This window comes from Burkholderia sp. MSh2 (assembly GCF_000731655.1).
Taxonomy (GTDB): Bacteria; Pseudomonadota; Gammaproteobacteria; order Burkholderiales; family Burkholderiaceae; genus Burkholderia; species Burkholderia paludis.
Genome location: NZ_JPGM01000033.1, coordinates 67,418 through 92,795 on the forward strand (window position 1 = coordinate 67,418; position 25,378 = coordinate 92,795).

Here is a 25,378-nt window from a genome sequence, read left to right on the forward strand (position 1 = left end):
GATGAATCCGGCAACCTCCTCCGGCGCGTTCTATCGTCCGTCGCGCATCAAGACCCTGCTGGTGGCGAATCGCGGCGAGATCGCGGTGCGCGTGATCCGCGCGGCGCGCGAGCTGGGCATGCGCGCGGTCGCCGTGGTCAGCGACGCGGATCGCGACAGCCTCGCCGCGCGCATGGCCGACGAAGCGATCCACATCGGCTCGTCGCATGCGGCCAGGAGCTACCTGAACCCCGCCGCGATCCTCGACGCCGCACGGCAGTGCGGCGCGGACGCGATCCATCCCGGCTACGGCTTCCTGTCCGAGAACGCCGCGTTCGCCGCGCAGGTCGAGGCGGCCGGGCTGATCTTCGTCGGCCCCGACTCGCGGATGATCGCGACGATGGGCGACAAGGCGCGCGCCCGCGACACCGCTCGACGCGCGAACGTGCCGACGGTGCCCGGCAGCGACGGCGTCGTGCAGTCGCTCGACGACGCTCGGGCGGTTGCCGCGCGCATCGGCTATCCGATCATGATCAAGGCGGCCGCGGGCGGCGGCGGGCGCGGCATCCGCGTCGCACACGACGCCGCGCAGCTCGACGCCGAACTGCCGCTCGCACAGCGCGAGGCGCAGGCCGCGTTCGGCGACGGCGGCGTCTATCTCGAACGCTTCATCGCGCACGCCCGGCACATCGAGGTGCAGGTGCTCGGCGACGGCCGCGACGCCGTCCACCTGTTCGAGCGCGAATGCTCGCTGCAGCGGCGCCGCCAGAAGATCCTCGAGGAAGCGCCGTCGCCGTCGCTCACGGGCGAGCAACGCGACGCGCTGTGTGCGTCGGCCACGCGCCTCGCGCGCGAAGTCGGCTATTCCAGCGCGGGCACGCTCGAATACCTGTTCGACGACGCGCGCGGCGAGTTCTACTTCATCGAGATGAACACGCGTATCCAGGTCGAGCATCCGGTGACGGAGGCGATCACCGGCATCGATCTCGTGCGCGAGACGCTGCGCATCGCCGACGGCGAGCCGCTGCGCTTCACGCAGCGGGACATCGCGATGCGCGGCGCGGCGCTCGAATGCCGGATCAACGCGGAGGACCCGCTGCAGGATTTCCGCCCGAACCCCGGCCGGATCGACACGCTCGTCTGGCCGACCGGCCCCGGCGTGCGGATCGATTCGCTGCTGTACCCGGGTTACGTCGTGCCGCCGTTCTACGATTCGCTGCTCGCGAAGCTGATCGTGCACGACGAGAGCCGCGCGGCCGCGCTGCAGCGGCTCGCGCGCGCGCTCGGCGAACTGCACGTCGGCGGCGTGAAGACCACCGCGCCGCTGCACGTCGCGCTGCTCGCGGACGACGACGTGCGCGCCGGGCGCTACCACACGAATTTTCTCGAAGCGTGGATGCCGCAGTGGCGCGAAGCCGCGGCGGCCGCCGCGTGCGAGCCCGCTGCCGAGGACGCCGCGCGCGTCGGGGAGGCCCTGTGACGATCCGTTATACATTCGGCGGCGACGAGTTCGTGTTCGTCGAAATCAGCGAGGCAATGTCGCTCGACGCATTCTTCAAGGGCACCGCGATCACGCGCGAACTGCAGCGGCGCGCGGTGCCGGGCGTCACCGAGATCTGTCCGGCGAATGCGTCGTACCAGGTGCGCTACGACCCGGACGTGATCGCCCCCGACGCGCTCGTCGCGCTGCTGAAGACGATCGAGGCCGACGTCGGCGAAGCACCGCTCGAGCTCGACACCCGCATCGTCGAGATCCCGGTGCTCTACAACGACCCGTGGACGCATGAAACGCTGATGCGGTTTCGCGAGCGCCACCAGGACCCGTCGTCGACCGATCTCGAATACGCGGCGCGCATCAACGGCAAGACGAGCGTCGACGACTTCATCGCCGCGCACTCGGGCTCGCCCTGGTTCGTGTCGATGGTCGGCTTCGTCGCGGGCCTGCCGTTCATGTACCAGATGGTCGAGCGCGCGCGCCAGCTAGAGGTGCCGAAATACCTGCGGCCGCGCACCGACACGCCGAAGCTCACCGTCGGCCACGGCGGCTGCTTCGGCTGCATCTACTCGGTGCGCGGCGCGGGCGGCTACCAGATGTTCGGCGTGACGCCCGCGCCGATCTTCGATCCCGCGCAGCGGCTCGACTACCTGCGCGACTTCATGGTGTTCTTCCGACCCGGCGACATCGTGAAGTTCACGCCGATCGACCGCGATGCGTACGACGCCGCCGTGGCGGCCGTCGAGGCCGGCACCTTCTCCCTGCGCGTGCGACCCGTGAAATTCTCGCTCGACGCGTTCCTGCGCGATCCCGACGCGTACAACCGCTCTCTCGTCGAGGTACTGCATGCAAGCTGACGCGCACAACGTGATCGAGGTCGTGAAACCCGGCCTCGCGACGTCGGTCCAGGACACCGGCCGGCAAGGCTGCTACCACGTCGGCATTCCGCCGTCGGGCTCGCTCGACCAGTACGCATCGCGGGCGGCGAACCTGCTGGTCGGCAATCCGGAAGAGGCGGCGGTGCTCGAATGCACGCTGCTCGGCCCCGAGCTGATGTTCCATGTCGACGCGCTGATCGCCGTCACGGGCGCCGAGATGACGCCGAAGATCGACGGCGTGGGGCAGCGCTGCAACGTCGCGCTGCGGATCCGCGCCGGCAGCGTGCTGTCGTTCAGCTACGTGAAGGGCGGCGCACGCGCGTATCTGGCCGTCGCGGGCGGCATCGACGTGCCGGTCGTGCTCGGCAGCCGCTCGACGTACGCGCTCGGCGCGATCGGCGGACATGCGGGCCGGCGTCTGCAGAAAGGCGATCGGCTGCCGATCGGCGCCGCCTCCGGCACGCGCCGCGAAGGGCGCGAACTGCCGGCATCGGTGAGCCGGCCGCTCGACAGCCAGGTCGAACTGCGCGTGCTGACGGGCCTGTATCACCACCGGCTCACCGACGCCTCGGCGCAGAGCTTCTTCGACGACGAATGGACGGTCGCGCCCGAGGCGGACCGCATCGGCTACCGCTACAAGAACGGCCGCCCGCTGCAGTTCCAGCCGCGCGAGCAGCCGTTCGGCGCAGGCGCCGATCCGTCGAACATCGTCGACGCGTGCTATCCGATCGGCTCGATCCAGGTGCCGGCCGGGCTCGAGCCGATCGTCCTGCTTCGCGACGCGGTGTCGGGCGGCGGCTACGCGACGATCGGCACGGTCATCAGCGCCGACATGGACCTGATCGGCCAGATGCAGCCGAACCACCGCGCGCGCTTCGTGCGCGTGACGATGGCCGACGCGCTCGCGGCGCGCCGCGAGTACCAGCGGCGCCTGGCGCTGCTGCGCGCCATGCTGCGGGACTGAGCGCCGCCCGCGTTTCACGCCTTCCGCTCTTCGCTGTCCGTTACCTGCCCGCGCGGCCGCCCGCCGCGCGGCGGGGACGCTTGTGCCTCGTTCTTGCCGAACCGGCTGCCCGCCCGACGTCGGGGCAGCCCCGCGGATCGCACATGCCGCGGCCGAGACGTCGTTCGCAGTTTTGCTCACCAAGGAGCACGATCATGGCCAACCCGGCTCAGGCACGCGCCGACGAGAATCTCGACCTGTCGACGCTCGCCCTTCCCGAACACGCGCGCATGCCGCCCTTTTCATTGACGATGGCGTGGTGGGCCGTGTGCAGCGCGGTGTTCTACATCGTGGTCGGCGCGACGCTCGCGCTCACCTACGGCGCACGCAACGCACTGATCGGCATGGCGCTGTCGGTGGTGTCGTACGGCGTCGTCAACGCGATCATCAGCCGCTACGCGATCCGCACCGGCCTGTCGGTCGCGCTGTTCTCGCGCGTGCTGTTCGGCAGCGCTGGCGCGGCGCTCGCGACGCTGATCTTCTTCGCGACGGCGATCTACTACGCGGTGTTCGAAGGTTCGGTGATCGCGGTCGCCGCGCATCACCAGTTTCCGGCGCTCGACTACCGGTGGGCCGCGCTGATCGTCGTCTGCTACAGCGTGCCGCTCGTGTTCGGCAGCGTGCAGCACTGGCTCGACAAGTTCAACGGCGTGCTGCTGCCGTTCTACCTGCTCGGGCTGCTCGCCGCCGTCGCGCTCGCAACGGCCGAGTACGGCTATCACCCGGCCTGGCTCGATTTCGGCCCGGCGGGCGTACCGCCCGCCGGCGGGTGGTGGCACTGCTTCGTCAGCTACATGGGCGTGTGGGTGCTGATGATGTTCACGTTCGACTACGCGCGTTTCGGGCGCAAGGAAGACGCCGGCTATCACGGCCGCTTCAACTTCGGGATGCCGTTCTATCTCGTCACCTTCCTCGTCAACGGCGCGGCCGGCATCTACCTCGTCAGCACGATTCCGGGGCTCGGTACGTTATCCGAAGTGTCGGTCGTGCTCGCGCTGCTGAAGCTGATGGGCGTCTGGGGGCTGCTGTTCGTGTGGGTCACGCAATCGCGCATCAACACCGCGAACTACTATCTCGCGACCGTCAACATGCAGGCGTTCTTCCTGAAAGCGGCCGGCCTGCGCGCGCCGAAATTCGTGTGGGCGCTGGTGGTCGGCGCGGTCGTCTATGCGCTGATGATGGCCGACATCTTCTCGCGGATCCTGCAGGCGCTCGCGTACCAGGGCATCTTCGTCGTCGCGTGGGTCGGCGTCGCGCTCGCGCACATCCTGTCGGCGCGTTACGGGCAACTGGTGGGCGACGACGTCGAATGCCGCGACGCGCACGTGCCGGCCTTCAACCCCGGCGGGTTGACCGCATGGTTCGCCGGCGCGTTCGCGGGGCTGCTGCTGAACCAGGCGACCGGGTTCGTCGCGTCGCTGTCCGCACCGGCGACCTTCGTCGTGTCGTGGGCGGTCTACCACACGTTGCTGGGCACCGCGAAGCGGTCGTGGTTCGTCCGCAATACGTGACGGTGCGCGCGGCAGCGGCGCGCCGCGCAAGTCACACGTGCGACGCCGCACCGTCGAGCGCGGCGCGCACGCCCGAGCCGAAGACCAGCAACCCGCAGTCGCGTTAAGGCCGCGCGCGGTTCGAGCGCCTCGGCATCCGCGCGAGCGACGCGGACGCGATGTCGGCGAACGCGTAAGCGGTAGCGCCGCCGGACAACCAAAGGGCCGGGGCATGCCCCGGCCCGCTTTCACCCGATCGTCTGCACCGCGTTGCCCTGCGCGTCGCGGATCACGGTCTTCTCGACACGCCAGCGCACCCCGTCGAGCCCGTCGACCGCATACTCGCCGGCCCGCGGCTTCAGCGTGCCCGCCAGCGCGTGCACCGTCGCATCGGCGAGCCGCAGCGTCAGCGCGCCATCCTCTTCCGTGACGCCGTTCGCGTCGCCGCGCACGAATCGGACCGCGCCGTCGTGACCGACAAGGCGAAGCGGCCGGTCGAACGGCAAGCGCAACGGCAGCAGCGTGACGAGTTCGTCGACCTGCCGCGCGCCGACGGTGATCTCGACGACGGGCGCGCGCAGCAGCCGCTTGCGCGTTTCCCATCCGAGCACGTCGGTGAACAGGTAGCCGCTCGACGAGCCGTCGCGCTGAGTGCCGGCGTCGACCTGCGCACGCACGTCCGCGCGCTCGAGCAGCGACGCGCGGCCGAGATCGGTCACCCACATCGGCATGTGCGGCAGCAGCGTGTCGAGCAGCGCGCGCGTGCGCCAGCGCTTTGCGGCGCGCTCCTCGTCGAGCGTCAGCCCGACGACCTGCAGGAACGCGAGACGGCCGTGCGGCGTGTCGATCGCGGGCAGCGCCGGATCGAACGCGAAACCCATCGACCAGAGCTGCGTGTCCGTGTCGAGCGCAATCGGGCCGTTGGCCGCCATCCAGTGGCCGTCGTCGAACGCGTTGCCGCTCTCGAACACGTAGCGCGCGAGATTCTGCAGGAAGCTGAACACCCAGCGCGGCGGTTCGGGGTCGGCGGCGGCGCACGCGACGCGCATCGTCAGCTCGAATCCGAAGCCGCTGACGGCCGGATCGTCCGACTCCTTCGCATACAGCTCGCTCAGCCCATACGTGACGAAATGCCAGTGCGGCACGGGATCGGCGCGCTTCCATACGCTGATCCCGTCGAGCGGATCGGGGCCGCCGAGCCGCCACTTGATCGCCGTGCCGTAGTGCTTCGGTTCCTCGCCCGGATAGAGGCGCGCGAGCGCGCCGTCGATCGCGTCCCAGCCGGGTGCGGCGGCGTCATCCGCGCCACCCTGTTCGCCGTGTGTCGTGTCGGTCATGCGACCCTCTCTCTCGTTGGTATCCGATGTCATGCCGCCGCGCGCGTCACACGTGCGACGCCGCGCCGTCGAGCGCCGCGCGCACGCGCCCGACGCGCTGCTCGTCGACCGGCGCCAGCACCTCGCCGCGCGGCCGCACGCCCGAGCCGAAATGCACCGCGCGCACGCCGGTGGCGCGGACGAAATCGCCGACCGCGTCGATCGTGAGCCCGGAGCCGGCCAGCACCGTGCAGGTCGAGCCCGCCGCGTGCCGCACCAGCCGCGCGATCGTCGCGACCGCGTCGAGCACCGACGGATGGCCGCCCGACGTCAGCACCGACGTGACGGCCGGCACGCGCAGCAGCGTGTCGAATGCGGCGTTGAGGTCGCGCGAGACGTCGAACGCGCGGTGGAACGTCAGCGCGCGGCCGTCCGCCGCGGCCGCGATGCGGGACAGCGCGTCGAGATCGACGTCGCCGTGCGCGTCGAGCGCGCCGAACACCACGCCGTTCGCGCCCGCCGCGACGGCCGCGCGCACGTCGCGTTCGATCACGCGCAGATCGTCGGCGTCGTAGACGAAGGACCGGCTGTGCGGACGCACGATCACGTTGACGGGAATAGGCACGGCGGCCACGACGGCTTCGATCAGGCCGACGCTCGGCGTCAGCCCGCCCTCGGTGATCGCGGTCACGAGTTCGAGACGGTCGGCGCCCGCGCGGGCGGCGGCCTTCGCATCGCCGACGGTCGTGGCGATCACTTCGAGGAGGACGGCAGAGGCGGCGTTTCGGTTCATGGTGAGCCCGCGAATCGTCAGGACAATGCGGGCATCCTAGCCGAGCCGCGCGACGGGCGCCACCGTGCCGGGCACGGTGCGCGTCAGCCGCGCCGTACGAGCCACACGCCGGCGAGCGCGGACAGGCCGGTCACGACGGCGCCGGGCGCGAACCGGAACATCCGCACGCTCACGTCCACGCCCTGCTGCCGCATCACGTCGAGGATCCCCGGCGCCATCAGGAGCGTCGCCCAGCCGATCATTCCGAGCGCGGTGGTCGCGGTCGCGATCAGCAGCGCGATGCCCGCGCCGCGTGCGCGCGGCCGGAACGCACCGGCGAACGCGCCAAGGGCGAGCAGCACGGCCGAGACCACAAGGAGCACGGCGCCGAACACCCACATCACGCCTGCATGGCCCAACCGCATGAACGCCGTCATCTGCGCGGCGATTACGCACAGGCCCGCGACCGTATACAGCAGGATCGCCACCGCGTTGCGGACCGCGCTCAAGCGAACGACTGGCGGAAGTAGGCGGTCGCGGGGCGGCGGAACAGCAGGTAGACGAACAGCGCGAACAGCAGGACGCCCGGAATCAGCACCGCGAACATCGACATGGGCATGTTGACGAGCGAGAACGCGAAGCCGAACACGGTCGCCGCGATGTAGGCCTTGCGCGACCATTCGCGGCCCTTGAGGATCGCGATGCCGATCACGACGTTCGCGGCCTCGAGCAGCATGCTGATGGCAAACGTCGCCCAGACGGGCAGCAGGTAGTGCGCCAGCAGCGCCTGGGTGGTCGGCATGCCGATCGAGAACGGCGTATAGACGCACGTGATCGCGTTGGTCACGATCACGATCCACGCGAGAATGGTCAGCGAAATCGGTCTTTTCATGGTGTTTTCCTTGTATTCGCCGCCATGGTGGCCCCCGGGGCGGCGCTCGCGGGCACGAAGGCCGCGAACGCGCATTGTCTGGGAAGCCTGCGACGAACGCAACGACCGACCCGCGCCGCCGCGCGGAACGCCACCGCCGCCCGCGGTGCGCGCGGCGCTAGCCGGCGGCGTCCGCCGCGTCGTCGCCCCAGTCGATGTCGCCGCACAGCACGCGCTGCGCGTCGCCCACGCGCACCGCCACCGACAAGGTCACGCACGGCTGCGCCTCGTTGATCGACAGGTACGGCCGCGTGACCTGCACGCGCCCCGGCTCGGCGATCGCCGAACGGAAATACGGCCGGCGCAGCCAGTTCGCGCCCTGCGCGTCCGCCAGCGGCGAGAAACGCGCCTCGGCAAGCGCGCGGTCGGCGCGCAGCACGACGTTGCGGCCCGACTGCCGGCCCTGCGCGTCGAGCAGGAAGCAGCGCGCGGCCGCGTCGAGCGCGAGGAAATTCCAGCACACCTCGTCGAGCGGCTCGCCGGCCGCGAGACGCTCGGCCGCGCGTTCGAACGCACGCACGTACGGCGCGAGCCGCTGCGCGTCGCGCCGCTCGCGCGCTTCGGTCTGCTGGCGAAAGCGCTCGGTCAGCTCGCCGATGCAGCCGGTCGCGGCGGCGCTGTCGGGCAGCCCCGGCGCCGGGCGGCCGAAGTAGTAGCCCTGGACGAAATCGGCCTCGCACGACAGCGCGATCTGCGCCTCGTGCTCGGTCTCGATCCCCTCGACGAGCACGAGCTTGCCGGCCTCGTGCAGCAGCGTCACGAGCCCGTGCAGGATCGCGGTGAGCCCCGTGCGGTGCGCGGCATGCGACAGCATGATGCGGTCGAGCTTCACGATGTCCGGGTTCAGTTGCCAGATCCGCTCGAGGTTCGAGTGGCCCGCGCCGAAATCGTCGAGCGCGATCAGGAAGCCATGCGTGCGGAATTCGCGCACGGCCTCGGCGAGCCGCTCGACGTCGTCCGCCCGCTGTTCGAGCACTTCGAGCACGATGCGGCGCGGCGGCATGCCGAGCCGCTTCAGGTTCGCGAGCAGCGCGGCCGCCTGGAACGGGTCGGTCAGCACCCCCGGATGGACATTGAGGAACAGCCACTCGCGCTCGGCGCCGAGCAGCGCGAAGTTCTCGAGATGCAGCGCCTGCGCGAGCCGGTCGAGCTGCAGCAGTTCGCCATGGCGCGCGGCCTCGCCGAACACGTCGAGCGGCGACACAGCGCGGTCGAGCCCGTCATGCGCGCGCAACAGCGCCTCGTAGCCCACCGCACGCTGGTGCGACAGGCTGAATATCGGCTGGAATACGGTCGTGAGCGTCAGGTCGTGATGCTGCGTCGCAAGACGTTCGAAGCCGGAGCTCACCTCCCGCTCGAACCGGTACGGCGACGCGGCGGCCGGACGCTCCTGTTGCACGATCGTCATACCCTCTTCCTCCTGGTGATGCGCTCGGACGCGGCGGCCGGCGAAACGGGCGGCGCGCGCGATGTCATGGTTGGACCCTCGGTTGCCCGGCTCGTGCCGGACGGCTGCCCAGCATCAAGCAAGCTCCGTGCAAGGCGACGAACGGCCATGCGCCGCGCGGGTCCGCCGTGCCGCCGCACCACCGCGGCGCACGTCCGGCGCACCATTTCAGTGCGCACGCACCGGCCGCTTGAACGCGTCCGTCGCGCCGACACGCTACACTCCGTACGACCGTTTCATTCCATGTAGCTGCCGTATCGATGGAAATCGTCTTCACAGTCCTCATCCTGCTGCTGACCGTCGCGCTGTCCGGCGCCGTCACGCGTCTCCTGCCGTTCCAACTGCCGTTGCCGCTGATGCAGATCGCGTTCGGCGCGATGCTCGCGTGGCCGCAACTCGGCCTGCATGTCACGTTCGATCCCGAAATCTTCATGCTGCTGTTCATTCCGCCGCTGCTGTTCGCGGACGGCTGGCGGATTCCGAAACGCGAGCTGTACCTGCAGCGCCGCGCGATCCTGATGCTCGCTTTCGGGCTCGTATTCATGACGGTACTCGCAGTGGGCTATTTCGCGCACTGGCTGATATCCGAGTTGCCGCTGCCGATCGCGTTCGCGCTCGCGGCCGTGCTGTCGCCGACCGACGCGGTCGCGCTGTCGGGCATCGCCGGCCGCGGCCGGATCCCGCCGCAACTGATGCACATCCTCGAAGGCGAGGCGCTGATGAACGACGCGTCGGGCCTCGTCGCGCTGAAGTTCGCGATCGCGGCCGCGCTGACCGGCATGTTTTCGCTGCGCGCCGCCTCGGTCACGTTCGTGATCGTCGCCGCCGGCGGGCTCGCGACCGGCGCGATCGTGTCCTGGCTGTTCAGTGCGCTGTCGACGCGCTTCCTGAACGCCGAGCAGGAAGGCGATCCGGCCCCCGGCATCGTGATGACGCTGCTCGTGCCGTTCGCGGCCTACCTGTTCGCCGAGCACCTCGACCTGTCGGGCGTGCTGGCGGCCGTGTCGGCCGGGATGATGATGAACTACACGAGCTTCTCGCGCAAAAGCACCGTCGCATCGCGCGTGCGCGCCGAAAGCACGTGGGCGATGATCGAGTTCGTGTTCAACGGCATGGTGTTCATCATGCTCGGGCTGCAGTTGCCGCACATCATCGGCCGCACGCTGGTCGATGCGCACCACACGAGCGACGCGCTGGTCGGGCGGATGATCTTCAACGTCTGCGCGATGATGCTCGCGCTGTACGCGATCCGCTTCCTGTGGGTGTGGCTGCTGCGCTGGTTCGCGAGCCGCCGCGCCGCGCGCCAGGGCCTCGCGGGCACGATGGCCGGCGTGCGCACGATCGCCGTGATGACGGTGGGCGGCGTGCGCGGCGCGGTCACGCTCGCCGGCGTGCTGTCGATCCCGGTCGCGCTGTCCGACGGCGCGCCGCTGCCGGGCCGCGACACGGCGATCTTCGTCGCGTCGGCCGTGATCCTCGGCTCGCTCGTCGTCGCGGTGATCGGCCTGCCGCTGCTGCTGCGCGGCGTACGGTCGTCGCGCAACCCGCTCGGCGACGAGGAACGCGCCGCGCGCGCGGCCGCCGCGCAGGCCGCGATCCGCGCGATCGATTCGTCGCACGACGCAATCTCGGCCGATCTCGACGAATCGGGCGCCGCGCGCTGCGCGGACATCTCCGCGCGCGTAATGGACCAGTACCGCCGCCGCCTCGCCACGCTCGCCGAGGACAGCCCGACGCCGCGCGCGGAAGCCAAGCAATCCGAAGCGATGGAGCTGCAGATGCGGATCGCGGCCGTGCGCGCGGAACGTGCCGCGCTCTACCGGCTGCGCAGCAACAGCAAGATCTCCGACGAGACGCTCACGAAGCTGCTCCGCGAGATCGACCTGTCGGAGACCGCGCTGTCGACCCGCAAGAAAGGCATTCTGTGACGTACCGGCGGCCGCCGGTGCGCAACCGCCGCCCATGAAAAAACGGCGACGCTTGCGCGTCGCCGTTGCCGTTGCTGCTTCCGCATGCGGTCGCGTTACTTCGCGACCACGACCGGAATCCCCTTCAGCGTACCCGCGCCCTTCATCTCGTCGAGCGCATGCTGCACGGCCGCGCTCGTCGCCGCATCGATGCCGAGCTGCAGCGCGAGCTCGCGCTCCGCGCGCTTCACGCCGGCCAGGTTGCGCACCTTCACGTGGCCGAAGCCGCGCACGCGGGCGTGCAGGTCGGCCAGTTGCGCGACCTGCGCCGCATTGCCGGCCGTCGTCGCGGCGAGCGCACGCGCGAGCGTCGTCTCGTAGTCGTCGGCGAGCGCGCGCTCCATCCTGCGCTCGACGGTGCGGCCGAACGGATCGAGCCACGTGCCGCGCAGGCTGCGCACCCGCGCCAGCATGCCGAGCACCGGCCACATCCACTGGCCGAACACCCGCTTCTTCGGCGCGCCGCCGTCGCTGCCGGCCTTCGCGACCGTCGGCGGCGCAAGGTTGAACTTCACGCGATAGGCCTGCCCCGGCACGCCCTCGAACTGCGCCTCGAGCGCGCTGCGGAATGCGTCGTCCGTGTACAGGCGCGCGACCTCGTATTCGTCCTTGACCGCGAGCAGCCGGTAGAACGTCGTCGCGACCGCACGCGTCAACGCGTCGTCGCCCTTCGCGCGCGCCGCGCCCACCAGCGCACGGTAGCGCTCGACGTAACGCACGCCGCCGTATGCATCCAGGCGCGCCTCGCGATCGGCGATCAGCTCGGCGAGCGTCTCCGGCGCGACGTGCGCGGCCACCGCGTGACGTGCGTTCCACAACGCGTCGAGGCCCGCCGCGTCGCCGGCCGCCATCCGGCCGATCGCGAACGCGAGCTTGTTCATCGGCACCGCGACGTTGTTCAGCTCGATCGCGCGCATCATCGCGGCGAGCGACACCGGCACGAGGCCCAGCTGCCATGCATAGCCGAGCATCAGGATGTTCGCGCCGATCGAATCGCCGAGGAACTTCGCGGCGAGCGCCTGCGCATCGCAGCTCGACAGGTAGCCGTCGCCGGCCGCGTGATGCATCTTCTCCAGCAGCGCGTCCGCGTGCAGGTTCGCGTCGGGGTTCTGCACGAACGACGCGTTCGGGATCCGGTGCGTGTTGACGACGATCCGCGTGCGCTCGTGGCGCACCGTCTGCAGCGCCTCCGCGCTCGCGCCGACCACCATGTCGCACGCGAGGAGCACGTCGGCCTGCTGCGTGTCGATGCGCACCTGGTTCAGCCAGCGGTCGTTCGACGCGATCCGCACGAACGACAGCACCGAGCCGCCCTTCTGCGCGAAGCCCATGAAATCGAGCACCGACGCGCTCTTGCCCTCGAGGTGCGCGGCCATGCTGATCAGCGCGCCGACCGTCACGACGCCCGTGCCGCCGACGCCCGTCACGAGCATGTCGAACGGCGCCGCATCCAGATGCGTCGCCGGCACCGGCAGCGCATCCACGCGCGAAGCCAGCGCCGCCTCGTCGAACGCCGCGCCCGCGGCCTTCTTCAGCGCCGCGCCTTCGAGCGTCACGAAGCTCGGGCAGAAGCCGTTCACGCACGAATAGTCCTTGTTGCACGACGACTGGTCGATGCGGCGCTTGCGGCCGAGCGGCGTTTCGAGCGGCTCGACCGACAGGCAGTTCGATTGCACGCCGCAATCGCCGCAGCCTTCGCACACCGCGTCGTTGATGAACAGGCGCTTGTCCGGGTCGGGGAATTCGCCCTTCTTGCGCCGGCGGCGCTTCTCGGCCGCGCAGGTCTGGTCGTAGATCAGCACGGTGACGCCCGGCGTCTCGCGCAGCTCGCGCTGCACCGCGTCGAGCTCGCTGCGGTGATGGAAGGTGGTGCCGGTCGGGAACAGCCCGTGATGGCCGTCGTACTTCTGCGGCTCGTCCGACACGACGACGAAGCGCGACACGCCTTCCGCCTCGACCTGCCGCGCGATCTGCGGCACCGAGATGCTGCCGTCGACCGGCTGGCCGCCCGTCATCGCGACCGCGTCGTTGTAGAGGATCTTGTACGTGATGTTGGCCTTCGCGGCGACCGCCTGGCGGATCGCGAGGATGCCGGAGTGGAAGTAGGTGCCGTCGCCGAGGTTCTGGAACACGTGCTTCGTGTTGGTGAACATCGCGTGCGCGGCCCAGTCGACGCCCTCGCCGCCCATCTGGATCAGCCCGGTCGTGTCGCGCTCCATCCACGACGCCATGAAGTGGCAGCCGATGCCGGCCTGCGCGATCGAGCCTTCCGGCACCTTCGTCGACGTGTTGTGCGGGCAGCCCGAGCAGAAGTAAGGCGTGCGCTTCACCGCGTCGGCCTCGTTCGACAGGATCTGCGGCGCGACGAGATCGACGACGCGTTCGCGGCGGTCGAGCGCCGGCTTGTGCCGCGCGAGCCATTCGGCGAACACCGGCAGGATGCGCGACGGACGCAGCTCGCCGAGCTCGGACAGCAGGCAGGCGCCCGCGGCGTCGTGCTTGCCGAGCACGCGCGGGCGCGCGCCTTCCGTGCGGTTGTACAGGTAGTCCTTGATCTGCTGCTCGATGACCGGGCCCTTCTCCTCGATCACGAGCACTTCGGCCAGCCCGTCGACGAAGGTCTCGACGCGCGTCATTTCGAGCGGATACGACAGGCCGACCTTGTAGATCCGCACGCCGGCCGCGTCGAGGTCGGCCACCGTCAGGTCGAGACGGCGCAGCGCCTCCATCAGGTCGAGGTGCGCCTTGCCGCAGGTGACGATGCCGACGTTCGCCTGCGCGCTCGGCGCGATCCACTTGTCGATGCTGTGGGTGCGCGCGAAATGGCGCACCGCGTCGAGCTTCGCGGCGAGGCGCGCCTCGATCGTGAGGCTCGGCAGGTCGGGCCAGCGGTTGTGCAGGCCGCCCGCCGGCGGCGTGAAGCCTTCCGGCGCGGGCCAGTGCGTCTGCAACGCGTCGAGGTCGACGGTCGAGCCCGATTCCACCGTTTCCGAGATCGCCTTGAAACCGACCCACGCGCCCGAGTAGCGCGACAGCGCCCAGCCGTACAGGCCGAATTCGAGCATGTCGGCGATGTTCGCCGGGTTCACGACCGGCATGTGCCACGCGATCATCGCGAAATCGCTCTGGTGCGGCATCGACGACGACACGCAGCCGTGGTCGTCGCCCGCGACGACGAGCACGCCGCCATGCGGCGACGAACCGTACGCGTTGCCGTGCTTCAGCGCGTCGCCGGCGCGGTCGACACCCGGCCCCTTGCCGTACCACATCGCATACACGCCCTCGACCGTGCGCTCGGGATCGGCTTCGACGCGCTGCGTGCCGAGCACCGCCGTCCCGCCGAGTTCCTCGTTGATCGCGGGCAGGAAGCGCACGCCGCCCGCGTCGAGCAGTTTCTTCGCCTTCCACAATTGCTGATCGACCATGCCGAGCGGCGAGCCGCGGTAGCCGCTCACGAAGCCGGCCGTGTTGAGCCCCTGTTCGGTGTCGACCGCGCGCTGCATCAGCAGCAGGCGGATCAGCGCCTGCGTGCCGGTCAGGAAGATCCGGCCGCGCGTCGCGGTCAGGTTGTCGGTCAGGCGGTAGTCGGACAGGGCAGGCGTGCCGTCGACGGGCAGGCGGGCGGTCATTGGGGGGTGTCTCCTGATTGTGATGTACTGGCTGCGCGGCGGGGCGTCGGCGACGTGTGGGGGCCGGCAGCGGATGGCTCTATTTTTTCGCGCGCAGCCGAGAATGTTTTTTCTCATCTTGCTCGGACAGCCCCGCGGCGAGAAAAACTGCCCAGCTTTTTGCGTGAATTTGAGTGAGTTTTCGCGCGAGGCGGCGGGAGCAGGATGGATGGGGCGTAGCGGCGGGCGGGCCGTGCGGCGGGGAAAGGGGCGCCTGCCGGCTGGCGTTGCAGAAGCCCCCTCGAGGGTGCTCGAGCCCCGTGCACCAAGGGTTTCGGGGGGGCCGGGCCTCGCCTCTCACCGTTGCGACGCACAGTGTTCAGATTGGTCTGATGCGCCGGATGTCCACAACGCCGCTCCCCCTCGGCCGACCGGGAAGGTATGCTCACCGTTCGGTTGCACAGCGTTTCGAGTGGCATGCGGGCCGGGATATCCACATCCGGATCGCCATGCGGCTCGCTCGAACATCGACGCTCACCTTTGAGTTTCACAGTCCGGCGAGTGGGTTCCGGCGGTGGATATCCACATCGGCGGCGCCGCTTTTTTTCGATCCGCCGGTCACCCTCTCCGTTCGAAAACACAGGGGCGAGCGGGGTTCCACTGGACGGATACCCACGCCGGAACATGCCTGCCGGGCGATCGCGGGCACACGCTCACCGTTGAAATGCACAGGGCTTCGAGTGGGTCCGGCAGCCGTTATCCACGCCCCCGCCGGATACCGCCTTCCCGTGTCGCGCACGCCCTCACCGTCGCCAGTCACAGGGCTTCGAGTCGCTTGGGGCGCGGGATATCCACATGGCCGCGAATGCGCCGATCGCCAGCGCGGCGGCGGCGCGACGAGCGCCGAAGGCCCGTAACCCGCACCGGGAGCGGCTCGCCACCCGATCGGGCGCCACCGCTCACCATCGAAATACACAGGGCCACGAGTCGTTTCGGCAGCCGGATATCCACACCGGGCCCGCGTTGCGCACCTGACCGGCATGACGCGCCAGGCAGTATTCGCGGCAGAATCGGCGCGCCTCGGTGGGCGGCCAGCCGATTGCATGCCTGCACTGGCGATTGAATGACACCGTGCGCCGAGCCGCTTCAAGGAGAAGCAGCGTGCCGAAACGCTCAATGCTCGGCGGGTTGCCCACCAATCGCATACCCGCACTCGCGCTTGAACGACACCGCGCATCGAACCACTTCAAGGAATGTAGCGACGTGCCGAAATACTCGATGCTCGGCGGACGGCCCACCAATCGCAACCTCGCACTCGCGATTGAATGACACCGTGCGTCGAGCCGCATGAAGGAGTAGCGACGTGCCGAAATGCTCAATGCTCGGCGGGTTGCCCACCGATCGCATACCCGCACTCGCGATTGAATGACACCGTGCGTCGAGCCGCTTCAGGGAATGTAGCGGCGCGCCAAAACGCTCAATGCTTGGCGAACTGCCTGCCGATCGCATGCCCGCACTCGCCCTTGAACGACACCGCACGTCAAGTTGCTTCAAGGAATATAGCGGCGCAGCGAAAAACTCAATGCTCGGCGGGTTGCCCACCAATCGCATACCCGCACTCGCGCTTGAACGACACCGCGCATCGAGCCGCGTCAAGGAATGTAGCAGCGTGCCGAAATGCTCGATTGAAGGACCACGCACGCGCGCGCGCCGTTAGAATGCACGACCCTCCGGTCCGGATCTGGAACCGGATATCGGCATCGCCTCATGCACGCGGTCAGGTATCTCCCGCGCACATTCAGCTAGAATGCGCGGCGCCTCGTGCTTCGGCAAAAGCCCGAAACCCCGGCCGGAGCAGGCTCGGCGCGGGATCGCGCGCCTCCGCTCACCATCGGATTTCACAGCATTTCGCTTCGTCTCGCGGCGAGTTGTCCACACCCTTCTTCACGCATTGCGCGGTATCCGGCCATCCTCACCGGTGAAATCCACAGGGCGGCGAGTCGTTTCGACGCAAGGATATCCACAACCGGGCGAACGCAACGATCCTCTTCCGCCTGTCGCGCGCCCATCCGCGCGGCATGGCCGGGGAAAGCCGGAAAGGCTTGTCCGATGGGCCTCGGCGGCACACTCACCGTTCGGATGCACAGCGTTTCGAGTGGCTGCTGCGCGAGTTGTCCACATCGGCCAGACGCTGGCCCATCGCATCGCCTTGTGCTCCCGGATGACGTTACCCGACGATCGCCCGGACAGCCGCTGCCGGATTGCCGCCGACCAGCGTATTCGCGGGAACGCCGCGGGTAACGACGGCGCCGGCCGCGACGATCGAATTCTCGCCGACCGTCACGCCGCCGATGACCGTCGCGCCTGAACCGGTCCACACGTTCCGTTCGATCTCGATCGGCTTCGCAACGACGAAGCCGCGCCGATGGTTCGACGGGATGCCCGGACCTGATCAGGCACACATTCGGGCCGATCATCGCGTCATCGCCGATCTCGGGCACGCCCAGATCGTAAAGCGTGCAGTTCTGGTTGATGAACACGTTGTTCCCGATCCTCGTGCCGGTGCCGCCCGTTGCCTGGAACGGCGGGATTGGCAGGCCGCCGTCGTCCACCTGCATGCCGGCCCGTTCGCAGAACAACGCGCGGACTTCGGCTGCATCGCCGAATGCCAGACGGTTGACGCGCGCGGTGATCGCCATCGCCCGCTTGATCTCCGCCGGCATGGCCGCCGATCCGGGCGTTCCGCGCGGAATGATCGTGGTGCGATCGTCGGTTGCGATACGCGACTTGCCTCCGGAGATTCCGTCGTGTCGCGACAGGTCCGCGGTCCTCGCTGAATGCGCGAGTGGCCGTATGCGCGAATGCCGCGGGTCGCAACAGTCATTGCCTGGATGCCTGCTTGCATCCTGTCCGCCATTTTTTATGACTAGTTAAATAATAACTAGTTATATATTTACCCTCTTGCCGCATCAGGCTTCGCCCGGTTTTCCGCCCGCTTCATGCCGTACCGAAGGGGCATCCCGGAAGACGCGCGCAGCCGGGCGCCCCTCGCCGGGCGCCCCTGTCCGAACCGCTCGTGCTCGGGTACGCTTGGACATCCACCGAACCGACACGGCACTCAAACGCGGAGGCGCGATGAAGCTCTACTACTGGCCGAAGACCCGGGCATTCCGGGCGCTGTGGATGCTAGAGGAAACCGGCGTGGTGTACGAACTCGTGCCGATCGACCTGCGCTCGCACGAGCAGGGCAGCGACGCGTTCGTACAGGTCAACCCGATGGCCAAGCTGCCAGCCCTCGACGACGGCAGCGCGCCGTTCGCCGAATCGGGCGCCGTGCTGCTCTATCTCGCCGACCGCTGCCCGGGCGCCGGGCTCGGCGTCGCACCCGACGATCCGCTGCGCGGCCGCTTCCTCCAGTGGATGTTCTTCACGCCGACCTGCCTCGAACCGGCGATGGCCGAAAAATTCACCGGCGCATCGGGCAATCCGGTCGCATTCGGCTGGGGCAACATCACGCGCGTGCAGCGCGCGCTCGCGCAGGCGCTCGCCCACAGCCCGTGGCTCGTCGGCGACCGCTTCACCGCGGCCGACCTGCTGCTCGCCAGCACGCTGAAAATCGCGTTCGACGCGCATCTGCTGCCGCACGAAGGCGTGCTCGGCGACTATGTCGCGCGCGCGGAGGACCGCGATGCATTCCGCCGCGCTGTCGCGATCGAACACCGCGAAGCGGCGCGCCTGCTGCACGCGTGACCCGGCCGGAGCGGCGCGCGCCGCCGCCCGATCACGCCCGATCACGCCTGGGTGGCCGGGCCCCGTGCGGCGGCCCGCACGCCGGCGGACACGCCCGGCGAACCGTGCTCGCCGGGCTCGACGTCGACCGGCACGACTTCGTGAAAATGCGTGTAGTCGATGTGCGTGATGCCGTCCTCGTCGTGCATCAGGTCGACATAGCGGTGACGCCAGCGGATCTCGCCATGCACCCACGAATGACGCGCCTGCATGACCTGCGCGGTCGTCTCGTCCGAGCCTTCGATCGTGATCAGCAACGACGCGTCGCTCGCGGCAAGCGATTCGGGCGTCTCGCCGAAGAGCACGCTCGATTCGTCGATCACGTGCATCAGGTTCCAGCCGAGCAGGAAAATCGGATGCTCGCTGCGCACGAGCGGCAGGTCGTGAATCTTGCGCAGCATATAGCCCTCGCGCGAGCCCTCGACACGCATCAGCCGCAATTTCGCCTGCGCCTCGGCGATCACGTTCTGGCGAGCATTCGCGGCGCGCACCATCAGCGTCATCCGGCCGTCGAGCGGCCGCACGACCGCATAGCGCGCGAACAGGATCTTCGCCCGCGGCCGCGAAAACCGCGCGAACACGAGCCCCGTGGCCAGCGCGATGCTCGACATCCCGACGAAGATCTCGAACGTCGCGACGAGATGCGCATAGAGGGTCTGCGGATGCATGTCGCCGTAGCCGACGGTTGCAAGCGTCTCGACGCTGAAGAAGAACGCGCCGCCGAACCCGGCCGGCGACTGGTTCGCGATCGGCGCCCGGCCGAGCAGGTAGAGCGTCGCGAAACCGCCGTTGAGCAGCAGGAACAGCACGGCAAGCGACAGGAAGAACACGGGCCAGCTCACCGTCAGCGCACGGTGATAGAAGTCGCGCCAGCCGAGCGACGGCATGCCGTATGCGATCACCGGGCGGGTGCCCGACCAGATCTTGCGGCCACGGCCGCGGGAGGCTGGGGAGGACGAATCGACGTTCATCGCGCGGCGCCGGTTGCAGGGAGGCGATGAGCGTAGCATGCGCGGCCGGCGGCCGGGAATGCGGGCCGGCTCGGAACGGAAATCCGCCGGCGCCGCAACGCAAACCGGCCGCGGAAGCGGCCGGTTGCGTCGTTAGCGTGACGACCCGCGCGTGGCGGGCGCGGCGCTCACTTGCGGTCGACGATCACCTGGTCGAACGTGCCGCCGTCGGCGAAGTGGGTCTTTTGCGCATGCGCCCAGCTGCCGAAGACCTGCTCGACGCTGAACGTCTTCAGCGCCTTGAACTCGGCCGCGTGCTTCTTCAGCACGTTCGCGTCGCGCGGGCGCAGATGGTGCTGCGCGATGATCTCCTGCGCTTCCGGCGTGTACAGGTAGTCGAGATACGCCTGCGCGACCTTGCGCGTGCCCTTCTTGTCGACGACCTTGTCGACGACGGCGACGGGCGGCTCCGCGAGGATGCTCGCCGACGGATACACGGCGTCGAACTGCGCGCCCGATGCGCCGGTATCCATCAGCGCGACTTCGTTCTCGAACGTGACGAGCACGTCGCCGATGCCGCGCTGCGTAAACGTCGTGGTTGCCCCGCGGCCGCCGGAGTCGAGCACCGGTACGTTGCGGAAGATCGCCTTCTCGAAGTCGAGCGCCTGCTGGTCGGTCGCGCCCTTCTGCTTCTGGAAACCCCACGCGGCGAGATACGCGTAGCGGCCGTTGCCCGACGTCTTCGGGTTCGCGATGATCACCTGGACGCCCGGCTTCGCCAGATCGCTCCAGTCCTTGATCGCCTTCGGGTTGCCCTTGCGCACGAGAAACACCATCGTCGTCGAGTACGGCGAACTGCTGTCGGGGAAGCGTGCGCGCCAGTCCTTCGGCAGCAACTGGCCGCGCTCGGCGAGCAGGTCGATGTCGTTCGGCTGGTTCATCGTCACGACGTCGGCCTGCAGCCCCTGCAGCACCGACAGCGCCTGCGCGCTCGACGCGCCGTGCGACTGCTTGATCGTGACCGTCTCGCCCGTTTTCTGCTTGTACGCGGCGGCGAAGCTCGTGTTGATGTCCTTGTACAGCTCGCGCGTCACGTCGTACGACACGTTCAGGATCGACGTGTCCGCATGCGCGGCCGTCGCCGCCACGACCAGCGCGGCCGCCGCGCCCGTGTGCAGCCAGCGGCCGATCCCCTTGATGCTTGCCATCGTGATATGCCCCGCTTCCAGTGGTGGTGAATGTGCGTGACGGCACGCGTACGCGCTGTCATCGAAACGTAAGCGGGCATTCTAGCGGCCGGGCGCGGCGCGCCTTCCAATCAGTCGTGGAAAGCAAATCTCGAATTCTGCTAAACGGCAACGGGCGCTCGCGTACGCCGCCGATCCGGTGTTAAGATCGCCGCTCAGCCCACTCACGGTCCATCCATGTCCGCTGCCCTGCGTTCGCTCCCGATCCTTGCCGCCGTCGCGGCAGGTACGCGCGCGGCCGGGCTGAAACTGAAAAAACGACTCCTCGACTGACGGGGACGTCGCGTCCCGTCAGGCGAATGCCGGACGGGATGCCCGCAGGTCGTTTCTTTCTCCTTGCACGCACGCCTCGCTCCGGCTCTCCGCCGGCGGAACGGTTCCTTCCCACTCCGTTTCCACCATGAGGCTTTGCATGAACACACGTTTCGAAGGTATCTGGCTGCCGATCATCACGCCGTTCCACCACGGCGAAGTCGATCATGCGGCACTCGCGCGGCTGGCGCGCCACTATGCGGGCGCGGGCATCGCCGGCTTCGTCGCGGGCGCGACGACCGGTGAAGGCGTGCTGCTCGACGCGCGCGAACAGGACGCGGTGTACGCGACGCTGCGCGACGCGGCGCCCGCACTGCCGATCGTCGTCGGGCTGACCGCGAGCGCGACGCATTTCGCGGCCGCCCGCGCACGCGAACTCGCGGCGCTGCGGCCCGACGGGCTGCTCGTCACGCCGCCCGTGTACGTGCGGCCGACGCAGGACGGCATCCGCCGCCATGTCGAGGCGATCGTCGACGCCGCCGACCTGCCCGTGCTCGTCTACAACATCCCGTACCGTACCGGCGTGAACGTCGAACTGGAGACGCTGCAGGCGCTCGCGCGCGACCCGCGCGTCGCCGGCGTCAAGGAATGCGGCGGCACGCTCGACCGGATGAGCCGGCTCGTGCACGACACGCCGCTCGCGATCCTGTCCGGCGACGACAGCCAGAATTTCGTGGCGATGTGCGTCGGCGCACACGGGGCGATCGCAAGCAGCGCGCACGTGCTGCCCGAATGGCATGTGCGCATCCATGCGCTGCTGCGCGACGGCCGGCTCGCCGAGGCGCGGCGCCTGTCGGTCGCGTTGCAGCCGCTCGTCGCGGCGCTGTTCGCGGAGCCGAACCCGGCGCCGGTGAAGGCCGTGCTCGCCGCGCAAGGCTGGTGCGAAGACGGGTTACGGCTGCCGTTCGTGCCGGCGAGCGACGGGGTGCGGGCGCGGCTGGCCGCCTGCCTTGCCGCACTCGACGAAAGCGAGCCGGCTATCGCGGCGGCATGAGCCGTTCCGCCGCGAGGCAGGGGCGAGCGATGAATTCGGACCCGGCAGACTATTTCAGACTGTCAACACCAGAGACAGGCCATATCGCGCAAGATGCGCATCGGCCGTTACGAGCTGAAGCGGCTCATGCCGGGCCTGCGCGACCAGCAGGCGGTCGAACGGATCGCGATGATGGTGCGGCAAATCACGGACTGCCGCACCATGTACGGTCCGAACCGGCAGTTCGCGAATCCCGCTTGCGCCGATGGCGCGGATCAGCCTGTTCACGCCGATGTCGAGCTTGCCCAGGCCGGACTTGATGGCGACCTCCCAGATACTCGCGCTGCTGACGAAGCGTTCGTCGGCAGCCGAGATCAGCTTGCGCGCTCGTGCGCTGAGCTTCGGGTCGTTGGTCACGATCCACAGAAAGACGTGCGTATCGAGCAACAGCCGCATCAGCGTCCTTCGAACGCATCCAGCAGTTCATCGGGCAGCGGTGCGTCGAAGTCGTCGGCGATCCAGGCCTGACCTTGCAGGACTCCGAACCGAACCGGCAGCCTCGCGACCGTGTGCCGATCGGCGGATACCCCATCTCCATCGGCGGAAACCGCGACGTCGGCCCGCTGCGACGGATCGATCGGCTTGGCGCCGGTGGTGTTCGCGTTTTGCATGATGACCTCCGTTTCAGGTACCCCACTGTAGTCAGATTCTCCGGATCGATCCATTCGGCCGATCGGGAGAGGGGCGGTCGTGCCGCAGCCTGCGACGGCCATCGAACGGCGCATCAGGCCGCCAGCACCGCCCCCTCCCGCGCCGTCGCATCCCGCACCGCCTGCGTGACGATCCGCGCGAGCCGGTCGACCGTCGGCGTCGCCGACGACGCGCGCCGCAGCAGGATCAGCGGCAGGCCCGGCAGTGCCGGCAGCCCGCACGACGCGGCGTCGAGCGCCCGCACCGACGCCGGCAGCCCGTAATGCGAGCGCACCGTCAGCCCGAGGCCGGCGGCCGCCGCGGCCCAGAGCCCGGCGAGACTCGGCGTCGTGAATGCAATGCGCCACGGCATGCCCGCACGGTCGAGCGCATCGGTCGCCGCGCCGAAGAACCGGCACGGCCGGTCGAACACGACGAGCGGCAGCGGCTCGTCCGGCGAGTACACGGCACGGCCGCCTGTACCGCCCGTCCCCCCCGCACCGTGTGCCGCTCCCGCCTCGCCGCCGTCCGGCATGCCGAACCCGCCAGCGCCCACCGCACCGATCCATTGCATCGGCACCTGCGCGATCGTCTCGCTGTCGACGCCCGCCCGCGCCACCCGCGCCGCCGACGCCGGATCGCCCCACACCAGCGCCAGATCGAGCTGATTCGCATCGAGCCGGTCGAGCAGGTCGGCATTGCGCGCCACGCGCGCCTCGATCCTCACCTTCGGATGCGCGCGCGCGAAGCGCCCGAGCACGTCGGGCAGGATCGCCTCGCCGAAATCCTCCTGCAGCCCGACGCGCACCCAGCCGTCGAGATTCACGCCGCGCACGGCCGCCGCCGCTTCGTCGTTCAGCTCGACCATCCGCCGCGCATAGCGCAGCATCGCGTCGCCGGCATCGGTCAGCGCGAGCCCGCGCCCGGCCTTCACGAACAACGGCGTGCCCGCCTGCTCCTCGAGCTTGCGGATCTGCGCGCTCACCGCCGACGACGAGCGCGCGACGCGGTCGGCCGCCTTCGCGAAACTGCCGAGATCCACGCCCGCGACGAGGCTGCGCAGCGCCGCCACGTCGAAGTTGGGCCGCGCCAGCGCAGCCTCGGCCAGCGCCAGCGGCTCGCCACCGCGCGCGAGATCGTGTCCGGACATATCAATCATCCTGTTTTATCGAACGATTTATACGAAACTTTCCAATTTTCAGGATGAATGTAGGCCGCCAGACTGTGCCTGTCAATTTCCAACCGGGCCTGCCGTCATGGATACCTCCTGCATCGCTTCCCCCTCCCCGTCTGCCCGCGACGTGCGCGGCCCGGCTCATCGCTGGCGCGTGCTGGCGGCCGGCGTCGCCGCGAACATGAGCTTCTCCGCCGCCGCGGCGGGCATTCCGACCACGGCCGTGTGGATGCGCACGGCCTATCGCCTCGATAACGGCGCGCTCGGCCTCGTGCTCGGCGCACTCGGCTTCGGCGTCGCGCTGTCCGAGTTGCCGTGGGGAATCGCCGCCGATCGCTTCGGCGATCGGCGCGTGCTGCTGACCGGGCTCGTCGCGACGGCCGCGATGCTCGCGCTGATGGTATGCACGATCGTCCCGACCTCGCACACGGTGCCGCCGTTGATGCACGTCGTCGCGGCAATGTGCTGTGTCGGCCTGCTCGGCGGCAGCGTGAACGGATCGAGCGGACGCGCGGTGATGCGCTGGTTCGGCGAACGCGAGCGCGGGCTCGCGATGAGCATCCGCCAGACGGCCGTGCCGCTCGGCGGCGGCGTCGGCGCGGCGCTGCTGCCGTCGCTCGCGTCGCATTCCGGTTTCGCCGCGGTGTTCGGTGCGCTGATGCTGATGTGCGCGGGATCGGCCGTGCTCACCTGGCGCTGGCTGCGCGAACCGCCCGCCGAGCCTGCCGACGCGCCGCTCGCCACGCATCGCCCCGCCGCGTCGCCGCCCGCCCGGCACGCCCGCAACCCGCTCGCGAGCGGCCCCGTATGGCGCATCGTGTTCGGCATCGGCCTGCTGTGCGCGCCGCAGTTCGCGGTACTCACGTTCGCGACGGTGTTCCTGCACGACTTCGGCCGGCTCGGGCTCGCCGGCATCAGCACGGCGATGGTCGTGCTGCAGCTCGGCGCGATGGCGATGCGCGTCTGGAGCGGCCGCCATACCGACCGGCACGGCAACCGGCGCGCGTACCTGCGGGGTTCCGTCTACGTCGCGACGGGCTCGTTCGCGCTGCTCGCCGCCGCGACGGCCGGCAGCCCGCACGTGCCGCTCGCCGCGATCGTCGCGATTCTCGTATTCGCGGGCATCTGCGTATCGGCGTGGCACGGCGTCGCGTACACGGAACTCGCGACGCTCGCGGGCGCGAACCACGCGGGCACCGCGCTCGGGATGGCGAACACGATCGTCTACCTCGGGCTGTTCGCGACGCCGCTCGCGATTCCGCTGCTGCTGGCGCATGCGTCATGGAGCATCGTGTGGCTCGCCGCGGCCGCCTGCGCGGGCGCGACGCTGCCGCTGTTCCCGAGGTCGCGCTAGGGT

The 25,378-nt window shown here is 69.3% G+C and carries 20 protein-coding genes and 2 pseudogenes; 10 read left to right on the forward strand and 12 right to left on the reverse strand.

The window, feature by feature from the left end; genetic code table 11:
• Position 1 precedes the first annotated feature (1 nt).
• From GQ57_RS21650 to GQ57_RS44410, 5 genes and pseudogenes are all read left to right on the forward strand, one after another.
• Positions 2 to 1,459, forward strand: coding sequence for an acetyl-CoA carboxylase biotin carboxylase subunit (locus GQ57_RS21650; protein WP_034198960.1), 1,458 nt, complete (start codon positions 2 to 4; stop codon positions 1,457 to 1,459).
• Positions 1,456 to 2,331, forward strand: coding sequence for a 5-oxoprolinase subunit B family protein (locus GQ57_RS21655; RefSeq protein ID WP_034198961.1), 876 nt, complete (start codon positions 1,456 to 1,458; stop codon positions 2,329 to 2,331). Before GQ57_RS21650 ends, GQ57_RS21655 begins: the two co-directional genes overlap by 4 nt.
• On the forward strand, positions 2,321 to 3,316 hold the full coding sequence (locus GQ57_RS21660) for a biotin-dependent carboxyltransferase family protein (protein WP_034198962.1): 996 nt from the start codon (positions 2,321 to 2,323) through the stop codon (positions 3,314 to 3,316). The genes GQ57_RS21655 and GQ57_RS21660 overlap by 11 nt, the downstream gene beginning before the upstream one ends.
• Before the next feature lie 194 nt (positions 3,317 to 3,510).
• Entirely contained in the window at positions 3,511 to 4,866 is a 1,356-nt protein-coding gene (locus GQ57_RS21665) for a purine-cytosine permease family protein (RefSeq protein ID WP_031400376.1), read from the forward strand.
• Between the two features lie 83 nt (positions 4,867 to 4,949).
• Positions 4,950 to 5,042, forward strand: a pseudogene (locus GQ57_RS44410) (biofilm PGA synthesis protein PgaB); the annotation flags it as partial.
• A gap of 51 nt (positions 5,043 to 5,093) precedes the next feature.
• Here the strand turns inward: GQ57_RS44410 and GQ57_RS21670 are convergent.
• The 5 genes from GQ57_RS21670 to GQ57_RS21690 all read right to left on the reverse strand — a co-directional run bounded on the left by GQ57_RS21670 (position 5,094) and on the right by GQ57_RS21690 (position 9,272).
• Positions 5,094 to 6,182: a suppressor of fused domain protein gene (locus tag GQ57_RS21670; protein WP_034198963.1), complete on the reverse strand. Its 1,089-nt coding sequence runs from the start codon at positions 6,180 to 6,182 to the stop codon at positions 5,094 to 5,096.
• Between the two features lie 46 nt (positions 6,183 to 6,228).
• A complete protein-coding gene (locus GQ57_RS21675) occupies positions 6,229 to 6,954 on the reverse strand; it encodes a copper homeostasis protein CutC (protein WP_031400374.1) in 726 nt (241 codons plus the stop codon).
• Positions 6,955 to 7,037: 83 nt separating this feature from the next.
• The gene (locus GQ57_RS21680) at positions 7,038 to 7,442 is read right to left on the reverse strand and encodes a hypothetical protein (protein WP_031400373.1); all 405 of its coding nucleotides are present in this window, start codon (positions 7,440 to 7,442) and stop codon (positions 7,038 to 7,040) included.
• Positions 7,439 to 7,825: a hypothetical protein gene (locus tag GQ57_RS21685; RefSeq protein ID WP_031400372.1), complete on the reverse strand. Its 387-nt coding sequence runs from the start codon at positions 7,823 to 7,825 to the stop codon at positions 7,439 to 7,441. Before GQ57_RS21685 ends, GQ57_RS21680 begins: the two co-directional genes overlap by 4 nt.
• Positions 7,826 to 7,982: 157 nt before the next feature.
• The gene (locus GQ57_RS21690) at positions 7,983 to 9,272 is read right to left on the reverse strand and encodes a sensor domain-containing phosphodiesterase (RefSeq protein WP_031400371.1); all 1,290 of its coding nucleotides are present in this window, start codon (positions 9,270 to 9,272) and stop codon (positions 7,983 to 7,985) included.
• Between the two features lie 299 nt (positions 9,273 to 9,571).
• Here GQ57_RS21690 and GQ57_RS21695 point away from each other — a divergent pair, with 299 nt between their 5' ends.
• Positions 9,572 to 11,239: a Na+/H+ antiporter gene (locus tag GQ57_RS21695; protein WP_034198964.1), complete on the forward strand. Its 1,668-nt coding sequence runs from the start codon at positions 9,572 to 9,574 to the stop codon at positions 11,237 to 11,239.
• Positions 11,240 to 11,334: 95 nt separating this feature from the next.
• Here GQ57_RS21695 and GQ57_RS21700 read toward each other — a convergent pair whose 3' ends face one another.
• A complete protein-coding gene (locus tag GQ57_RS21700; RefSeq protein ID WP_031400369.1) occupies positions 11,335 to 14,907 on the reverse strand; it encodes an indolepyruvate ferredoxin oxidoreductase family protein in 3,573 nt (1,190 codons plus the stop codon).
• Positions 14,908 to 16,047: 1,140 nt separating this feature from the next.
• On the opposite strand from GQ57_RS21700, the gene GQ57_RS43090 reads away from it, so the two are divergent.
• A complete protein-coding gene (locus GQ57_RS43090; protein ID WP_160257544.1) occupies positions 16,048 to 16,215 on the forward strand; it encodes a hypothetical protein in 168 nt (55 codons plus the stop codon).
• A gap of 898 nt (positions 16,216 to 17,113) precedes the next feature.
• Here GQ57_RS43090 and GQ57_RS21705 read toward each other — a convergent pair.
• Positions 17,114 to 17,666, reverse strand: a pseudogene (locus tag GQ57_RS21705) (DapH/DapD/GlmU-related protein).
• A 355-nt stretch (positions 17,667 to 18,021) separates the two neighbouring features.
• On the opposite strand from GQ57_RS21705, the gene GQ57_RS21710 reads away from it, so the two are divergent.
• Positions 18,022 to 18,636 (forward strand): glutathione S-transferase family protein, encoded by a 615-nt coding sequence (locus GQ57_RS21710; protein ID WP_031400368.1) that lies wholly within the window; start codon positions 18,022 to 18,024, stop codon positions 18,634 to 18,636.
• A 41-nt stretch (positions 18,637 to 18,677) separates the two neighbouring features.
• Here GQ57_RS21710 and GQ57_RS21715 read toward each other — a convergent pair whose 3' ends face one another.
• Together GQ57_RS21715 and GQ57_RS21720 are read right to left on the reverse strand one after the other, a co-directional pair.
• Positions 18,678 to 19,646, reverse strand: coding sequence for an ion channel (locus tag GQ57_RS21715; protein WP_034198965.1), 969 nt, complete (start codon positions 19,644 to 19,646; stop codon positions 18,678 to 18,680).
• Between the two features lie 167 nt (positions 19,647 to 19,813).
• A complete protein-coding gene (locus tag GQ57_RS21720) occupies positions 19,814 to 20,833 on the reverse strand; it encodes a sulfate ABC transporter substrate-binding protein (RefSeq protein ID WP_031400366.1) in 1,020 nt (339 codons plus the stop codon).
• A 451-nt stretch (positions 20,834 to 21,284) separates the two neighbouring features.
• Between GQ57_RS21720 and dapA the strand changes: the two genes are divergently transcribed.
• Positions 21,285 to 22,178, forward strand: a complete 894-nt coding sequence (dapA, locus tag GQ57_RS21725) for a 4-hydroxy-tetrahydrodipicolinate synthase (RefSeq protein ID WP_034198966.1) — start codon at positions 21,285 to 21,287, stop codon at positions 22,176 to 22,178.
• A 54-nt stretch (positions 22,179 to 22,232) separates the two neighbouring features.
• Here dapA and GQ57_RS21730 read toward each other — a convergent pair whose 3' ends face one another.
• The 3 genes from GQ57_RS21730 to GQ57_RS21740 form a co-directional block, all read right to left on the reverse strand.
• Positions 22,233 to 22,613, reverse strand: coding sequence for a type II toxin-antitoxin system VapC family toxin (locus GQ57_RS21730; RefSeq protein WP_034198967.1), 381 nt, complete (start codon positions 22,611 to 22,613; stop codon positions 22,233 to 22,235).
• Complete coding sequence (locus GQ57_RS21735; protein ID WP_034198968.1) at positions 22,613 to 22,828, reverse strand: hypothetical protein; 216 nt, start codon at positions 22,826 to 22,828, stop codon at positions 22,613 to 22,615. The genes GQ57_RS21730 and GQ57_RS21735 overlap by 1 nt, the downstream gene beginning before the upstream one ends.
• A 113-nt stretch (positions 22,829 to 22,941) precedes the next feature.
• Entirely contained in the window at positions 22,942 to 23,997 is a 1,056-nt protein-coding gene (locus GQ57_RS21740) for a LysR substrate-binding domain-containing protein (RefSeq protein ID WP_034198969.1), read from the reverse strand.
• A 106-nt stretch (positions 23,998 to 24,103) separates the two neighbouring features.
• Between GQ57_RS21740 and GQ57_RS21745 the strand changes: the two genes are divergently transcribed.
• Entirely contained in the window at positions 24,104 to 25,375 is a 1,272-nt protein-coding gene (locus GQ57_RS21745) for an MFS transporter (protein ID WP_034198970.1), read from the forward strand.
• Positions 25,376 to 25,378 lie beyond the last annotated feature (3 nt).

Bases quoted from the DNA above. Each gene is read 5' to 3' on its own strand.
- GQ57_RS21650 (WP_034198960.1), top strand. From the start codon at position 2: ATGAATCCGGCAACCTCCTCCGGCGCGTTCTATCGTCCGTCGCGCATC.
- GQ57_RS21660 (WP_034198962.1), top strand. From the start codon at position 2,321: ATGCAAGCTGACGCGCACAACGTGATCGAGGTCGTGAAACCCGGCCTC.
- GQ57_RS21665 (WP_031400376.1), top strand. From the start codon at position 3,511: ATGGCCAACCCGGCTCAGGCACGCGCCGACGAGAATCTCGACCTGTCG.
- GQ57_RS21670 (WP_034198963.1), bottom strand. From the start codon at position 6,182: ATGACCGACACGACACACGGCGAACAGGGTGGCGCGGATGACGCCGCC.
- GQ57_RS21675 (WP_031400374.1), bottom strand. From the start codon at position 6,954: ATGAACCGAAACGCCGCCTCTGCCGTCCTCCTCGAAGTGATCGCCACG.
- GQ57_RS21685 (WP_031400372.1), bottom strand. From the start codon at position 7,825: ATGAAAAGACCGATTTCGCTGACCATTCTCGCGTGGATCGTGATCGTG.
- GQ57_RS21690 (WP_031400371.1), bottom strand. From the start codon at position 9,272: ATGACGATCGTGCAACAGGAGCGTCCGGCCGCCGCGTCGCCGTACCGG.
- GQ57_RS21695 (WP_034198964.1), top strand. From the start codon at position 9,572: ATGGAAATCGTCTTCACAGTCCTCATCCTGCTGCTGACCGTCGCGCTG.
- GQ57_RS21700 (WP_031400369.1), bottom strand. From the start codon at position 14,907: ATGACCGCCCGCCTGCCCGTCGACGGCACGCCTGCCCTGTCCGACTAC.
- GQ57_RS21710 (WP_031400368.1), top strand. From the start codon at position 18,022: ATGAAGCTCTACTACTGGCCGAAGACCCGGGCATTCCGGGCGCTGTGG.
- GQ57_RS21715 (WP_034198965.1), bottom strand. From the start codon at position 19,646: ATGAACGTCGATTCGTCCTCCCCAGCCTCCCGCGGCCGTGGCCGCAAG.
- GQ57_RS21720 (WP_031400366.1), bottom strand. From the start codon at position 20,833: ATGGCAAGCATCAAGGGGATCGGCCGCTGGCTGCACACGGGCGCGGCG.
- dapA (WP_034198966.1), top strand. From the start codon at position 21,285: ATGAACACACGTTTCGAAGGTATCTGGCTGCCGATCATCACGCCGTTC.
- GQ57_RS21730 (WP_034198967.1), bottom strand. From the start codon at position 22,613: ATGCGGCTGTTGCTCGATACGCACGTCTTTCTGTGGATCGTGACCAAC.
- GQ57_RS21735 (WP_034198968.1), bottom strand. From the start codon at position 22,828: ATGCAAAACGCGAACACCACCGGCGCCAAGCCGATCGATCCGTCGCAG.
- GQ57_RS21740 (WP_034198969.1), bottom strand. From the start codon at position 23,997: ATGTCCGGACACGATCTCGCGCGCGGTGGCGAGCCGCTGGCGCTGGCC.
- GQ57_RS21745 (WP_034198970.1), top strand. From the start codon at position 24,104: ATGGATACCTCCTGCATCGCTTCCCCCTCCCCGTCTGCCCGCGACGTG.